Genomic DNA, 15,558 nt, shown 5'->3' on the forward strand with positions numbered 1-15,558 from the left:
GGGTAGCCGCGGGATTACTCTGCTCGCGTGACCACGCCCGCGGGCATGACAGTCGAACCGATCGTCGGACGGCGTCGTGAGCTCGACGCGTTGCGGCGATGGCTCGACGCGGCCCGCGCCGGAGCCGGACGGCTGGTGTGCTGTGCCGGCGACCCCGGTATCGGTAAGACCCGGCTCGCCCAGGAGCTGGCCGGGACTGCCTCGGCCGCGGGCGTCGCCGTCGCCTGGGGGCGATGTGCGGAGGCCGAGGGCGCGCCAGGGTTCTGGCCGTGGCGCCAGGTGCTGCGCGATATCGGCATCGACGCCGACCAGGTGCTCACCGGACGGATCGCGTCGCTGGAGGAACGGTTCCGGATCTTCGAGGACGTCGCCGAGGCGGTGTGCGGAGTGGCTGCACAGCAGGGTGGCCTCCTCGTCGTGCTCGACGACATCCATTGGGCCGACGACGGATCATTGCTTGTCCTGCGCCACCTCGCCGACCGGCTCGACGGGTCATACCTGCTGGTGCTCGCCGCGTTCCGCGACGCCGAACCCGCCGACAGTCTGCACCGCGTGTTGCCCGGCCTACTGCGGTCGCGTGCGACGGTCGAACGCCTGGACCTGCGCGGTTTCGACCTGGCAGAGGTCCGGGAGCAGCTGGCCAGGGTCCTCGCCGCGGACGCGGCCGCCGATACCCGCGCGGTTCTCGACATCACCGGCGGCAATCCGCTGTTCGTTCGCGAGGTGGCCCGGGCCATGGCGAGCGGTACCTGGCGTGCGGACCAGCCGTCGCGGACCGTGCTCGACATCGTCGCAGAGCGCCTCACCGCCGTGTCCGCAGGTTGTCGGCGGATGCTGGAGGCCGCCGCCGTTGTGGGCCGTGACTTCCCGCTCGGGCTCGTCGCGGCTGTGCTTGGCGAGCCCGTCGCCGGGTGTCTGCCGCTCGTCGACGAGGCGATCCGGTACGGCCTGGTCGCCCGTACCGGCGCCGGCCACCGGTTCGTGCACGCCCTCACCAGGGACGCCGTCGAGGCCTCCCTGACCACGGCCGACCTGGCCGCCATGCATCGTGCCGTGGCGCTTGCCGCCGAGGCGCACTACGCGGGCGACCTGGCCGAGCACCTCGTCGAGATCGCCCGGCACTGGGCGGTGGTCGCGCCGTACGGCGACGCCGCGACTGCTCGGAGCTGGGCAGTCCGGGCGGCCGATGACGCGGTACGGAGCCTTGCCTACGAGGACGGCGTACGGCTGTATCGCAGCGCTCTCGCGCTCGACCCACCGACGCTGTCCGGCGACGAGCGCTACCGACTGCTGACCGCCCTCGGCCGCGCCGCCTATCTCGCCGGCGACCCGAACGCCTGCGCTGACGCAGCGTCCGCAGCGATGGAACTGGCCCGCCGGGCAGGCCAGCCGGTGCGGATGGCCGAGGCCGCGCTGGTGGTCGAAGCGGCACCCGACCTCTACGCCGCCGCGGGACGGCTGTGCGACGAGGCACTCGCGGCCTTGGGCGACACAGGGGCGATCGGCTTGCGGGCGCGGCTGCTGGCTCAGCGCAGCCGGGTCGCGTTCGTCGAAGGCGAGCAGGACAGCACCGAGTCGTTGAGCAGCGCAGCGCTCGAACTCGCCCGTACGGCGGGGGACGACCGCGCACTCGCCGAGGCGTTGCTCGCCCGGGAGGAGGCCTGCCCGGGACCGGCGGGCGCGCCCGAACGGCTTCGGCTGGCGGCCGAGGTGATCGCGGTCGCCCGCCGTACGGACAGCCCCCGCACCGAGATGTGGGGTGAGATCTGGCGGATCGGCGCGCTGCTCCAAGTCGGCCGGCTGGCCGAGGCGGCGGCGGAACTGGTCCCTTTGCGTTCCGTCTGCGAGCAGGTCGGCGGGCCGGTCGGCGGCTGGCATTTCGACCGGGTTACTGCCTGCGTGGCCCAGGCCCAGGGCCGGTTCGCCGACGCCGAGCACGCGGGCCGACGCGGGTTCGAGCGGATGCGCACGGTCGAGCCTGTGTCGTCCACCGGCAGGTATCTCGCGCTGGAGTGCGCGCTCGCGATGCACATCGGTGTGACCGACACCGCGGCGGAATTCCTGATTCACCCGTGGGATCCGCCGACCGGACACTTCGCGACGATGAACCGGCTGCACCTGACGTTCTTGCTGCTCCGGGCCGGGCGAGCCGACGAGGCCGGAGCCGTGTACCAGCAGGCGGGTCCGCCGGAAGCCTGGAGGTTGCCCGCGCTGTTCGCCCTGCCTGGGTATGTCTACGGCTCACTCGCCGCCGCGGAGCTCGGCCGCCCCGACGACCTCACCTACCTACTGGACCGCCTGGGACAGTTCAACGGCGCACAGGTGACCGGCGGCAACGGCGTCGTCTACCTGGGTCCGGCCGATCTCACTCTCGGGCGGGGCGCTGCGGCGCAGGGCAAGTCGGACCGGGCGATCGAACTCCTGGCCGACGCCGCCGACCAGGCCGACCGGGCGGGCGCACCAGGCTTCGCCGCCGAGGCGCGGTTCCACCTGGCGACCACTCTGCTGACCCGCGATGATCCGGGTGATCGAGCCCGCGCCGGTGTGGTCGCCCGCGACGCCCACCAGCAGGCCCGCACGCTGGGCATGGGCACCTACCTGACCCGGACCGCCGACCTGGTCGCCCACCTCGATCGGGCCGCGCAGCGTGTCCAGCCGGGCGGCCTGAGCCCACGCGAGGTCGAGGTCGCCAGGCTGGTGGCGGATGGCCTCACCAACCGGCAGATCGCCGACCGCCTGGTCATCTCCGACCGCACCGCGGAGAACCACGTGCAGCACATCCTTCGAAAGCTCGGGTTCGCCACCCGCAGCCAGATCGCCACCTGGAGCTTGCGTAGCGGCGATTGAGTACTCCGATGCGTACTTCGCCGGATGCGGAGAACCAGGGCATGCCCGACGCTGACGGAAATACCACGGGAGGAGACCGAAATGAGTGAGCTCGACGACTTCCTCGCTGAAACCCTGCCCAGGCAGATCAAGGCGGAGACGGCGATCCACAACGGAGACGTAGCACCGCGGTTGGCCATGTGGTCGACGAAGGATCCGGTGACCTTGTTGGGCGCGGCATCAGGCCTGGCCAAGATCGGAACGGAGGACGTCACCCGGGTCTCGCGCTGGGTCGCGTCGAAGTTCTCCGACTGCCGCGCGTACGACTTCGAACTCGTCGCGGCCGGCGTCAGCGGCGACCTGGCCTACACGGTTGGCTACGAACACTGCACCCGGTCATGGGCAGGCGGCGCGCCCGAGGACGCGACGCTGCGGGTAACGCACGTCTACCGGCGTGAGGACGGCGAGTGGAAGATCGTCCACCGGCACGGGGACGTTCCGCCGGTCGACCAGAGCACGCCGGCCGATCAGAGCCCGCCGGCGGCGACGGCCCGGTCATGAGCGAGCTAGACGCCTTCGTGACCCGGACGCTGCCCGCCCAGATCGAGCGGGAAACGGCGTGGCACCACGGCGACCTCGACGCCCGGCTGGGCATCTGGTCGGTGCGGGATCCGGTGACCCTGTTCGGCGCGGGCGGGAGATGCGCGAGCGGCGCCGACGGGATCGCCCGGGCCTTCCGCTGGGCGGTCTCGACGATCATTCCGTGCCGCTCGTTCGGGTACGACGTCATCGCGGCGGGCGTCGCTGGTGACCTGGCTTACACCGTCGGCTACGAACACACGACGTTCGACCCCGGCTCCGCCGACGACTACACGCTCCGTGTCACCTACATCTACCGGCGCGAACGCGGTGAGTGGCGGATCGTCCACCGCCACGGCGGCTACCTCCGGACGGACGACGGCCCGCCCGCCTGAGCCCCACGTCAGGCCGCGTACCCTTGGGGGCGTGACGATCGCCCCAGAAGGACGGAAACTGCTCAGGCTCGAGGTGCGCAACGCGGAGACCCCGATCGAGCGCAAACCCGAGTGGATCAAGACCCGCGCCAAGATGGGCCCGGAATACCAGGCACTGCAGAAACTCGTGAAATCCGAGGGACTGCACACGGTGTGCCAGGAAGCCGGCTGCCCGAACATCTTCGAGTGCTGGGAGGACCGTGAGGCCACGTTCCTCATCGGTGGCGACCAGTGCACCCGGCGCTGTGACTTCTGCCAGATCGACACCGGCAAACCGGAGGCGCTGGACCGCGACGAGCCGCGTCGCGTCGCCGAGTCGGTCCGCACCATGGGCCTGCGGTACGCGACCGTGACCGGTGTCGCCCGCGACGACCTGGACGACGGCGGCGCCTGGCTGTACGCCGAGACGATCCGCCAGATCCACGAGCTGAACCCGGGCACCGGTGTCGAGATGCTCGCGCCGGACTTCAACGCCGTACCCGAGCAACTCGCCGAGGTGTTCTCGTCGCGGCCGGAGGTGTTCGCGCACAACGTCGAGACGGTGCCGCGGATCTTCCGCCGGATCCGGCCCGGTTTCCGCTACGAGCGCTCGCTGGACGTCATCACCCAGGCCCGCGACTACGGGCTGGTCACCAAGTCGAACCTGATCCTCGGCATGGGCGAGACCCGCGACGAGGTCAGCCAGGCGCTGAAGGACCTGCACGCGGCCGGCTGCGAGATCATCACGATCACGCAGTACCTGCGGCCCTCGGTGCGGCACCACCCGGTCGAGCGCTGGGTGCGGCCCGAGGAGTTCGTCGAGCTGGACGCCGAGGCACAGGAGATCGGTTTCGCCGGAGTCATGTCCGGTCCGCTGGTACGGTCCTCGTACCGCGCCGGACGGCTGTACCGTCAGGCCGTTGAGTCACGTTTGAACAACCAGGACAGGTAGAGATGGCCAAGAACGACGCGCCCGAAGAGAAGACCAGCAGGCTCAAGCAGATCGTTTCGGCGTACAAGCTGACCCAGAAGTCCGAGCCGCTGGTCGGCCTGGTGCTCGCCGGGATCTTCCTCGGCATCGTCGGGCTGGCCGTGCTCGGCGGATTCCTGGTGGGGCCGCTGCTGGTGTGGATCCCGCTCGGCGTCGCGCTCGGCTTCCTGGCCGCCACGATCGTGTTCGGCCGCAAGGTCGAGAAGGCGGCGTACAGCCAGATCGAGGGCCAGGCCGGTGCGGCCGCGTCCGCGCTGCAGACGCTGCGCCGCGGCTGGAACGTCGACCCCGCGGTCGCCGTCACCAAGAACTCCGACATCGTCCACCGGGTGGTCGGCAAGCCCGGCATCGTCCTGGTCGGCGAGGGGCAGCCGAGCCGGGTGAAGAACCTGCTCGCCGCCGAAGCCAAGAAGCACAACCGGGTCGCCGGCGGTGCGCCGGTGACCCAGATCATCGCCGGCAAGGGCGAGGGCGAGATCGACATCCGGAAGCTGACCAAGTACGTGATGAAGCTGCCGGCCGTCATGCAGCCGTCCGAGATCACCGACCTGCTGCAGCGGCTGAAGGCGCTGGATGCGGTCCGGCCGCAGATCCCGATGCCGAAGGGCCCGGTGCCGACGAGTCTCAAGGGCGCCCGGCAGGCGATGCGGGGCCGCTGAGCAGCTGGTGGGGGTATCTCTGAGTGAGACACCGGTAACCCGGTGGCCGCTCAGGCAGTTGATCTGTCGTGACGTGGCACGTGTGTGCCTCCGTGTCGCGCTGTGGGGTGGCTGGTTGGCCTTAAGGTGCGACCAGGACGGATCGATACAGGGGTAGAGATGACGGATGTGATGCCGCGTGTGCAGCATCCCGTGCACGCGCCGGAGACCGAGACCTGGCCGACGCTGGCCCGGCCACGGTCGAACCCGGTCCGTCGGTACGGCGCTGCGACCGCGATCCGGCTGATCGCCAAGGATCTCCCGGCCACGATCCACCTGGACCGCAACCGCTCCTTCGGCCTCGGCGGCCCCGCCATGCGGGTGCACCGGACGTCGGCGTTCCTGGACCGGCTCGGTCAGGACGCCGGGTCCGGGTTCGGCGAGGCGTACCTGGCCGGCGACTGGGACCCGGAGCCGGGTACCGACCTGGCCGACCTGCTGGTCCCGTTCGCCGAGCGGTTCAGCAACGAAGAGACCCGGCACCTGCTGCCGAAGTGGGCGCAGTCGCTGCGCTGGCTGGTCACCCGGTCGCAGCCGGGCGAGCAGGAGAACGACCGGGCCGGCGCCCGCGAGAACATCAGCCGGCACTACGACCTGAGCAACCCGATGTTCGCGGAGTTCCTCGATCCGACTTTGACGTACTCCGCGGCGTACTTCGGCGGCGACCCGACAGCCGATCTCGCAACCGCGTCGTACGACGAACTCTCCGCCGCCCAACTGCGCAAGCTCGACTCGATCCTCGACGCGGCCGGGGTGCGGTCCGGGTCCCGGGTGCTCGACATCGGTTGCGGCTGGGCGAGCCTCGCGATCCGCGCCGCGCAACGGGGCGCCTGGGTGACGGCGATCACGATCGCCTCGCAGCAGGCGTTGCTGGCGCAGCGCAAGATCGCCGAAGCGGGCGTCGGTGACCGCGTGCAGGTCGCGCTGCGCGACTACCGCGACCAGATCGGCGAGTTCGACGCCGTACTGAGTGTGGAGATGATCGAAGCGGTCGGCGAGAAGTACTGGCCCGTGTACTTCGACGCGATCGAGCGGCGGCTCGCGCCCGACGGAGTCGGGGTCGTGCAGGCGATCGTGATGCCGCACGAGCGGATGCTCGCGACCCGGAACACGTTCACCTGGGTGCAGAAGTACATCTTCCCCGGCGGGCTGATCCCGTCGATCAAGGTGATCGAGGACGTCACCGCGCAGCACACCGGCCTGCGCGCCGAGGTGATCCGGCATCTCGGCGGGGACTACGCGCGGACGCTGCGGGTCTGGCGGAGCCGGTTCGTCGAGCACTGGCCGGCGATCGCGGCGCTCGGGTTCGACGACACGTTCGGGCGGATGTGGGAGTTCTACCTCGCGTACTCCGAGGCGGGCTTCCGGACCGGGTACCTGGACGACGTACAGCTGCTGCTCACGCGGCGCTAACTGTCGGCTAACGCAGTACTACAACCGTCCTGGCAGCGAGGTCGTGCAGCCCGCGCCGGTCGCGGTCGAAGATCACCGCCGGGATCAGGAAGCTGACCAGCAGCGCGCGGAGGATGCCCGCCAGCAAACCCGGCGGCGCGGTGTACGTTTTCCGGTCGCGGACCGGAACCACCCGCAGATCGCAGATCCGGTGGCCGATGGTGGCGCCCGCCAAACCGGTCAGGATCCCGGTCGTCACGGCGAAGATGGCCGAGTGCATCACGCCGAAGTCGCTGCCGCCCGCCCACATCGGCCGGCCCATGACCACGGATGCGATCAGGCCCGCGATCAGCCAGTCGATCAGCAGCGCCGCCACGCGGCGTCCCCAGGTCGCCACCGAGCCCGGTCCGTCCTCGGGCAGGCCCAGCCGATTGCCCGGGTAGCGGAATTCTTCGGTGGGTCCGGTTGCGGCCGCCGCGGATGATGCCATGATGTCTAGCCTACGGACACTCCCGGGGGCGGTCGCACGCGGACCGCGATATCTCAGGGCGTAACCGCCGTACACCAGTGGGTCAGCGCGGACACGCTGGGCGTAACATCCGCGAAACATCCGGGTCACGACGGAGAAACCGCCGGGCCCTACGTTCAGATGCAATCTCTGAGCCACCCTAGGAGTACGTATGTTTTCCAGCGCTGAGGAGCTGCTCGCCTACGTCAAGGACGAGGGCATCGAGATCATCGATGTCCGGTTCTCCGACCTGCCGGGCATCATGCAGCACTTCACCGTCCCGGTCTCATCGTTCGGGCCCGAGGTCTTCGAAGAGGGCCTGATGTTCGACGGTTCGTCGGTGCGCGGGTTCCAGCAGATCCACGAATCGGACATGAAGCTGCTGCCCGACCCCACGACGGCCTTCCTCGACACGTTTCGCGGGACCAAGACGCTGGCCCTCAACTTCTTCGTGCACGACCCGCTGACCGGCGAGGCGTACTCGCGCGACCCGCGCAACATCGCCCGCAAGGCGCAGGAGTACCTGAAGTCGACCGGGATCGCGGACACCGCGTTCTTCGCGCCCGAGGCCGAGTTCTACGTCTTCGACGACGTCCGGTTCGAGACCAAGTCGAACTCCTCGCACTACTCGATCGACTCGGTCGCCGGCGCCTGGAACACCGGCCGCGTCGAGGACGGCGGCAACCGCGGCTACAAGGTCCGCTACAAGGGTGGCTACTTCCCGGTCGCGCCGACCGACCACTTCGGCGAGCTGCGGGACGACATCACGCTGGCCCTCGAGAAGGCCGGCCTGGTCGTCGAGCGGGCCCACCACGAGGTCGGCACCGCGGGTCAGGCGGAGATCAACTTCCGCTTCGACGAACTGCTGAAGACCGCGGACAACCTGATGAAGTTCAAGTACATCGTCAAGAACACCGCCTGGGCGGCCGGCAAGACGGCGACCTTCATGCCGAAGCCGATCTTCGGCGACAACGGCTCCGGCATGCACGTCCACCAATCCCTGTTCCAGAACGGCGACGCGCTGTTCTACGACGAGTCCGGGTACGGCGGCCTGTCCGACGTGGCCCGCTGGTACATCGGCGGTCTGCTCAAGCACGCCCCGTCGCTGCTCGCCTTCACCAACCCGACGGTGAACTCGTACCACCGCCTGGTGCCCGGCTTCGAGGCGCCGGTCAACCTGGTCTACTCGCAGCGCAACCGTTCGGCCTGCATCCGGATCCCGATCACCGGCTCGAACCCTAAGGCCAAGCGGATCGAGTTCCGCTGCCCCGACCCGTCGGCGAACCCGTACCTGGCCTTCTCGGCCCAGTTGCTGGCCGGCCTGGACGGTATCCGCAACAAGATCGAGCCGGCCGACCCGGTCGACAAGGATCTCTACGAGCTGCCGCCGGAGGAGCACGCGAGCATCCCGCAGGTCCCGACGTCCCTGCCGGCCGTGATCGACTCCCTCGAGGCCGACCACGCCTTCCTGCTCGAAGGCGACGTCTTCACCTCGGACCTGATCGAGACCTGGATCGACCTCAAGCGCGACAACGAGATCGCCCCCATCCAGCTCCGTCCCCACCCGCACGAGTTCGAGCTCTACTACGACGTCTGAGTTCGCAACCACTCCCCGAGAGCCGCATCCACTCCACTGGATGCGGCTCTCGCATTTCCGGAGCGTCGAGCTTGCCTTGTCTCCACACCGTCTAACATAAGCGTAGAGGCATCTACATATGTTACGGTCACGAACGGAGCGATAATGGCTGGCGCGGAAACACCATGGGCGGTGGCCTGGGAGACATTGCCGTGGGAGTCCAACGGTAGCCCGCGTCCACTGTCACGCGCCCAGCGAGCCGCAATTCGCCCGACCTACGATGCGGCCGTCCCTGCGACCATCGCATCCCTCGATGTCACCATCGACCCCGCTGCACTCGCGGCAGCAGACGACGCACGGGCCGAGATCTCACGCTTCGACGCCGAACTGTCGACCGTGTTGCCCGGCTCCGAGGTCGCTCCGCTTGCCGCCGTACTTCTGCGAACCGAGTCAGCGTCCTCGTCTCAGATCGAGAACATCACCGCACGAGCGAAGGCCCTCGCCATGGCCGAACTCGGCGTCGCCAAGTACGGCAGCAACGCCGAGCTAGTGGCGGCGAACGTCGATGCGATGAACCGCGCGATCGAACTCGCTGACGGAGTTACGCCGGCGACGATCCTCGCAATCCACGAGGCCCTCATGCGCGGACAGAACCACGCCGATCCGGGAGCCTTCCGTTCCGAGCAGGTCTGGATCGGTGGCTCAAGCGCATCACCGCACGGTGCCGCCTTCGTCCCGCCCCATCACTCTCGGGTTCCGGCAGCGATCGACGACCTGTGCGCGTTCGCCGCCCGCACCGACGTGCCGCTCCTGACCCAGGCAGCGATCGCCCACGCCCAGTTCGAGACCATTCATCCCTTCAACGACGGCAACGGCCGCACCGGTCGTGCAATCGTCCACGCGATGCTCAAGCAGGGCGGCGCGACCACCCGAGCCACCGTCCCTGTTTCTGCGGGGCTGCTCGCCGACACAAGCTCCTACTTCGCAGCCCTCACGGACTTCCACAGCGGCGATGCCGGCCCGATCGTCGCCCGGTTCGCCGACGCCGCTTTGGCAGCGATCGGCAACGGCAGGCTACTTGCTCAAGACCTCCTGGCAACATACGAGACCTGGTCAGAGTCGGTCGCCGCCCGCCGCACCGCCGCGGTCTGGGAGGTTCTGCCGCTGCTGCTGAGCCAACCTGCCGTCACGTCTTCACTCATCCAGAAGGCGACTGGGCTCTCCCAGCCAGCGGCCGACAACGTCATCTCCCAGCTCCGCGAGGCCGGAATCCTTACCAAGGCAGCCGGAGTCCAGCGGTACGTCGTCTGGGTTGCCGCCGATGTCACGCGCGCATTGGACGACTTCGCCGATCGCGCCAGGCGCCGCCGTTGACCGACATACTCAACTTGCATGGGACACCTCGGCTGACCTACGGGAGGCCGGCGTGGTTGAGTTCCTCTTGGAGGGCTCGTTTCTGGCGGTGGGTGGTGCGTAGGGCGGCCAGGTGGGACTCGAAGTCCGCGGTGCGATCGCAGCGGGCGAACAGGGCACCGGCTTCGCTGAGCAAGCCGGCGGCGACGCGATAGGACTCACGCTTCTTGTAGCCGATCGACTGGTCCGCCGCGGCGACGAGGATCGGGATCGCGTCGGCGGGCCAGGTCTTGGCGCGCTCCTGCGCAAGCCGCATCCAGAGGTCGTCGCGGCAGCCGCCTTTCTGTGCCGCATTCCACGCGCCGTCCAGGTCGCCCTCCCACAGCAGCACCTCGACGAGCGCCGAGCGTCCAAGAGGTCGGCCGTACGGCGAAGGCGCGAACCTGGACGTCGTCGCCGGATGCTTCCGCAGTACGGCGATCGCGCGCTCCCGCCAGTCCGCAAAGTGCTCGCCGGTGGCGTCGTGCAGTGCGACGTACCTGTCCAGCTCCGGCCTCTCGGTGAAGTTCACCCAGAGCAACTCGCCTGCCTCGGCCGGCCGATCGGCACGGACATGGCAGGCGGCCGCCAGGGAGCGAAGTCGCCGATCCGGCGGGAAGTCAGCCATGCCCCGCTGCAGCCATTCCAGTGCCTCGTCGTCGCGGCTGTCGTCACACAGGCGCTGCGCGATGCGCAGTACATCGTGCGCAGCCGTCAGATCGCGGGCGAGCACCTCGATCAGCGCGTCGGCACCGCCGGTACCCTCGGCCAGCCGTTCCATCAGGTGAGTCACGGTGTACCGGCGAGTGCTGTAGTCGTTGGGCTCCTTCGGCGGCAAGTCGCGCCAGGCCTGCTCGACCAGCTCTCGATACCGGGCCATACCGCTCGGTCCGAGGATCGGCTCGTAGTCCGGCAGCACATCCCGAAATATCTCGTACTTGCTGGCCATCGCGCGATCGAACAACAGCTCCGCAAGCTCGACCGGATCCGGATCACCAGCCGCGGACGCGTCCAAGTGAATGTCCTCGGTCCGCTCCAGGGTCACTCGCAGGCCACCGTCGGAGTCATCGACCAGGCCGGCCGAATGCTCGAGGAGCTGTATCGCATACAAGGCCAGCTCGGCGGCCGCGGCCGGGAAGCCGGAGTCGACGAGATCCGCCACGTCGTCGAGGGCTTCATCGACGTCGTGAAAGTAGGAGTACGAGGAGCGGTAGTCGACGAAATCGGTGATCTCGATCGCTCGCTCGAGTTGGTTGCGCACGGCCCGATCGTCGTATGCGCCCTGAGCGTCGGCCCCGGCAGCGACCTCCAACCGTGCCCGCAGCAACGGATCGGTGCGGGAAGCCGCGAGCAGCTCATCGGCCAGCCACGCCGCGTCCTGAGACCGCAAGAACTCCAGCAATTGGCCGTCCTCTGCTGCGGACGGCTCATCGTCGTCTTCCCAGGCCAGCGCCGTCGCGACACAGTGCTTGCAGAGTTCGCCGGACTCGCCGTACGGACACGAACACGACCAGTCCAGGCCGTCTGGTGTGAGTTCCAGGCGGACCTGGTAGTCGCTCGTCCCTCCGACGGTCGCGCACAGCGCCATGTCGTCGAAGGTCAGGCTGCGTACCGCGCCGGCCGACAAGTACGCCTGACCGCGCTCGAACGACCGAGGTCCGGCCAGTCGCCGTACCATCTGCGAGAGACCGTCGGTCCGATGCTCCACCGGTGCAGCCTAGCGGGCGCTCGGCCGGGCGGTTGGTCAGGCGAAGGTCTGGGTGCCGATGACGCGGAGGAGGTCTAGTTTTTCTCGGGCGTTGGTGCCTTCGAGGGGGAGGAAGGCTCGGACTCGTACCTCGGCCGCGGGCGTCAGGAGGGTCTCGCAGGTGAGGTCGAGCTCGCCGACCTCCGGGTTCAGGAATCGCTTGCGCGGCAGGCGTCGTACGGCGACCTCGTGGAGGTCCCACAGCGCGCGGAACTCCTCGCTCTGGGCGACGAGGTCCTCGACCAGCTCGGTGATGTCGCGGTCGCCCATCCGGCGCGAGTACGTCGCACGCAGGTCGGCGACATGGGAGGCCGAGTGGACGTCCCAGTCCTCCTCCGGGAAGATCCGCCGGATCTCCGGATCGGTGAACCAGAGCCAGGTCAGGTTCCGGGCGCGGCCCTCGCCGGCGAGCCGACCGATGACGACGTCGGCCAGAGCGTTCTGCCAGAGCACCTCGTCGAGGTCCGTGCAGATAATGACCGGGAGGTCGGTGAGACGAGAGACCAGTGCGAGCAGGCCCGGGTTGATGTGCCGCCCGGCCATGCGCAGCGGCGGTGTGAGGCCGGCCAGGTGGTACAGATGGTCGCGTTCGTCCAGGTCGCAGCGCAGGGCGCGGGCGAGGCTGGCGACGATCGGCTCCGACGGGTTCGCGCCGCGGGACTGCTCCAGCCGCGAGTAGTAGTCCGTCGACATACCGGCCAGCTGCGCGACCTCTTCCCGGCGCAGTCCCGGCGTACGGCGGCGCGCACCGTCCGGAAGGCCGACGTCCGCCGGCCGGAGCAGCTCGCGGCGCCGACGGAGGAAGTCGGCCAGGCCGTCACGATCGATCACACGTTCCATCATGCGTGACGTACGGCGCGCTATCCAGGGACAACCTGTCCGTGGATGAAGTGGACCTTCTCCACGCCCGCCGGGACCTCCAAGGTGGAGACAACACCAAGGAGGCAACACCATGCACTACCGCACACTCGGCCGGACCGGTATCAAGGTCAGCCCGTACGCCCTCGGCGCGATGATGTTCGGTGCCATCGGCAACGACGACCGCGCGGAGTCGATCCGGATCATCCACAAGGCACTCGATGCCAGCATCAACTTCGTCGACACCGCCGACATCTACTCGCACGGCGGCTCCGAGGAGATCGTCGGCGAGGCGTTGCAGGGCCGCCGGGAACACGTCGTACTGGCCACCAAGTCGCACCTGCCGATGGGCGACGACCCGAACCAGCGCGGCAACTCGCGGCGCTGGATCATGACCGCCGTCGAGGACTCGTTGCGCCGGCTGCGAACCGACTACCTCGACTTGTTCCAGATGCACCGCCCGGATCCGGAGACCGATATCGAGGAGACCCTGTCGGCGCTGACCGACCTGATCCGCAGCGGAAAGGTGCGCGCGATCGGTACGTCGACGATGCCGGCCAGCGAACTCGTCGAGGCGCACTGGGTCGCGGAACGCCGTGGTCTCGAGCGGTTCCGCACCGAGCAACCGCCGTACTCGATCCTCAACCGCGGGATCGAACGCGAGGTGCTCCCGGTGGTGCAGAAGTACGGGATGGGCGCGCTCGTGTGGAGCCCGCTCGCACAGGGTCAGCTGACCGGACGGGCGCCGGAGGACCTTCGGCGTACGGCGATGTTCCGGCACATGTCCGACCAGCGGCGTCTCGAGGTCGTCGAGCAGCTGATCCCGGTCGCCGACGCGGCCGGGCTGAAGCTGACCCATCTGGCGATGGCGTTCGCGATCGCGCACCCGGCGGTCACGTCCGCGATCATCGGTCCGCGGACGATGGCCCACCTGGACGACGCGCTGGCCGGCGCCGACGTCGTACTCGGCGACGACGTTCTCGAGCAGATCGACAAGATCGTCCCACCGGGCACCGACGTCGGCCGCCTCGACATGGACTACGACACCCCCGCCATCCTCGACGCCAACCTGCGCCGTCGCCCGGCCGAGAATCGCGCGGCCGCCTGACGTAGCTACCCGGTGATCAGGTTCCGCGCGGTGTAGGAGATCGACTGGATGGTCACGTTCGGGTAGTTGGAGAGTACGACCACGGTCCAGTCGGACTCCGGGTAGATGTCGATCGAGGTCGACACACCGGAACTGTTGCCGCCGCCGTGGCCGAACGTCCATTGCCCGCCGATGAGCGATCCCGTCGGGCCATAGCACTGGAAGGTAGCCAGCGGACCCGCGCTGCCGCCCGGCGGCGGGCCCGGTGGCATGGCCGGCAGCACCTTGCCGCTCAGCATCAACGCGGTCTGGCCGTGGTCGACAATCCGTTCCTGCCAAAGGAAACGTCCGAAACGATCCAGGTCGGCGCAGGTGCTGAACGCGTCACCGGCCGGGGTGCTGACGACGTACCCGAAGTCCGGGATCCCGTCGACCCACTGCCCTTGCGCGTCCCGGTGGTAGGGATGGGCGAGTTTGCGGTCCGTCTCCCATTCCGGCGCGGTCAAGAATCGGGTGCTGGTCATTCCGGCCGCGGCGAACACGTTGTCGCGCACGTAGTCGAAGTACGACCTGCCGCTCGCCTTCTCCACGATCGCGCCGAGAAGATGGAAGCCCGAGTTGCTGTAGGCCCAGCGCGCGCCCGGCGCGAAGGCGAGCTCGGACTTCTTGATGAACTCGGTGATACCGGCCATGGCCTGTGCCTGAGTGGTCCAGCCGGCCGCGGCGTCCGCGAAGCCGGGCATCGAGTGGTAGTCGCCGAGTCCCGACGTGTGCGTGAGCAGATGGTGCACGGTCACGGTGTCGGCGATCGACGACGGGAAACCGTCGAGGAAACTGCCGAGCGTGGCGCGATACGTGAGCTTTCGCCGCTGTGCGAGGTGGGCGATCGCGGTCGCGGTGAACATCTTCGTCACCGAAGCCAACGCGAACGCCGTGTCCGGCCCGTTCGGGATGGCCCGCTGCTTGTCGGCCATGCCGTAGGAGCGGGCCAGCACGGTCCGGTTCCGGTGCGCGAGACGCACCGTGCCGGAGAATTCGTCGCGTGCCGCCAGGTCCGCGATGAGCTTGTCCAGTTGACCACCGGGCCGCAAGCCCGCCGGCACCGCGTTCGACTGAGTGCCGGCTGCGGCGGCCGGACTCGCACCGACTGCGAGAGCGGCAACGGGGGTCGCGCCCAGTACGCCGAGTACTGAGCGCCGGGATGGTTGCGCCACGATTTCTCCTTCGCCCGCTGGGGATGTGATCATCCGCAGTTCTATCCACCGGGACCTATCGGCGAGCGATCGCGCGACCATACCTGTTCCATATGTCCCCAGCCACTAGTCTCCTGACTCGGAAGTACGCGGCTACTTGGTAGGCCGTGTCGGTGGCGAGTCCGCCCAGCATTAGCGCCGCGAAGGCCTCCCCAAACCGATTTGGGGAGCAAGACCCACCCGAACCAGCCTGTAACACTCCCCATTCGGAGCGGATCGACCCGCGGATCGACCCGCG

Annotated in this window: 13 protein-coding genes; 9 read left to right on the forward strand and 4 right to left on the reverse strand. The window is 68.7% G+C overall.

Features of this window, described 5'->3' with window-relative positions:
* The first annotated feature begins 27 nt into the window (after positions 1-27).
* The 6 genes from ACWF0M_RS19980 to ACWF0M_RS20005 all read left to right on the forward strand — a co-directional run bounded on the left by ACWF0M_RS19980 (position 28) and on the right by ACWF0M_RS20005 (position 6,920).
* Entirely contained in the window at positions 28-2,847 is a 2,820-nt protein-coding gene (locus ACWF0M_RS19980) for a helix-turn-helix transcriptional regulator (RefSeq protein ID WP_452237175.1), read from the forward strand.
* Between the two features lie 81 nt (positions 2,848-2,928).
* Positions 2,929-3,387, forward strand: a complete 459-nt coding sequence (locus ACWF0M_RS19985) for a nuclear transport factor 2 family protein (protein WP_452237176.1) — start codon at positions 2,929-2,931, stop codon at positions 3,385-3,387.
* Positions 3,384-3,800 (forward strand): YybH family protein, encoded by a 417-nt coding sequence (locus ACWF0M_RS19990; protein WP_452237177.1) that lies wholly within the window; start codon positions 3,384-3,386, stop codon positions 3,798-3,800. Before ACWF0M_RS19985 ends, ACWF0M_RS19990 begins: the two co-directional genes overlap by 4 nt.
* A gap of 31 nt (positions 3,801-3,831) precedes the next feature.
* Positions 3,832-4,770 carry a lipoyl synthase gene (gene lipA / locus ACWF0M_RS19995; RefSeq protein WP_452237178.1) on the forward strand — a complete coding sequence of 313 codons (939 nt, stop codon included), beginning with the start codon at positions 3,832-3,834 and terminating at the stop codon, positions 4,768-4,770.
* A 2-nt stretch (positions 4,771-4,772) separates the two neighbouring features.
* Positions 4,773-5,468: a DUF4191 domain-containing protein gene (locus ACWF0M_RS20000; protein ID WP_452237179.1), complete on the forward strand. Its 696-nt coding sequence runs from the start codon at positions 4,773-4,775 to the stop codon at positions 5,466-5,468.
* Between the two features lie 159 nt (positions 5,469-5,627).
* Entirely contained in the window at positions 5,628-6,920 is a 1,293-nt protein-coding gene (locus ACWF0M_RS20005) for a class I SAM-dependent methyltransferase (RefSeq protein ID WP_452237180.1), read from the forward strand.
* A 7-nt stretch (positions 6,921-6,927) separates the two neighbouring features.
* Here ACWF0M_RS20005 and ACWF0M_RS20010 read toward each other — a convergent pair whose 3' ends face one another.
* Positions 6,928-7,389 carry an RDD family protein gene (locus tag ACWF0M_RS20010; RefSeq protein ID WP_452237181.1) on the reverse strand — a complete coding sequence of 154 codons (462 nt, stop codon included), beginning with the start codon at positions 7,387-7,389 and terminating at the stop codon, positions 6,928-6,930.
* A gap of 190 nt (positions 7,390-7,579) precedes the next feature.
* Between ACWF0M_RS20010 and glnA the strand changes: the two genes are divergently transcribed.
* A complete protein-coding gene (gene glnA / locus ACWF0M_RS20015; protein WP_452237182.1) occupies positions 7,580-9,004 on the forward strand; it encodes a type I glutamate--ammonia ligase in 1,425 nt (474 codons plus the stop codon).
* 483 nt (positions 9,005-9,487) lie between these two features.
* Positions 9,488-10,357, forward strand: a complete 870-nt coding sequence (locus ACWF0M_RS20020; protein ID WP_452237183.1) for a Fic family protein — start codon at positions 9,488-9,490, stop codon at positions 10,355-10,357.
* Positions 10,358-10,394: 37 nt separating this feature from the next.
* On the opposite strand, the gene ACWF0M_RS20025 is transcribed toward ACWF0M_RS20020, so the two are convergent.
* Both ACWF0M_RS20025 and ACWF0M_RS20030 read right to left on the reverse strand, forming a co-directional pair.
* A complete protein-coding gene (locus ACWF0M_RS20025; protein WP_452237184.1) occupies positions 10,395-12,083 on the reverse strand; it encodes an SWIM zinc finger family protein in 1,689 nt (562 codons plus the stop codon).
* Positions 12,084-12,119: 36 nt separating this feature from the next.
* The gene (locus tag ACWF0M_RS20030) at positions 12,120-12,953 is read right to left on the reverse strand and encodes a helix-turn-helix transcriptional regulator (protein ID WP_452237185.1); all 834 of its coding nucleotides are present in this window, start codon (positions 12,951-12,953) and stop codon (positions 12,120-12,122) included.
* 121 nt (positions 12,954-13,074) lie between these two features.
* Between ACWF0M_RS20030 and ACWF0M_RS20035 the strand changes: the two genes are divergently transcribed.
* Positions 13,075-14,088 (forward strand): aldo/keto reductase, encoded by a 1,014-nt coding sequence (locus tag ACWF0M_RS20035; protein ID WP_452237186.1) that lies wholly within the window; start codon positions 13,075-13,077, stop codon positions 14,086-14,088.
* Positions 14,089-14,093: 5 nt separating this feature from the next.
* Here the strand turns inward: ACWF0M_RS20035 and ACWF0M_RS20040 are convergent, their stop codons facing one another.
* Entirely contained in the window at positions 14,094-15,281 is a 1,188-nt protein-coding gene (locus ACWF0M_RS20040) for a serine hydrolase domain-containing protein (protein ID WP_452237187.1), read from the reverse strand.
* Positions 15,282-15,558 lie beyond the last annotated feature (277 nt).

It is taken from the genome of Kribbella sp. NPDC055110 (assembly GCF_053607525.1).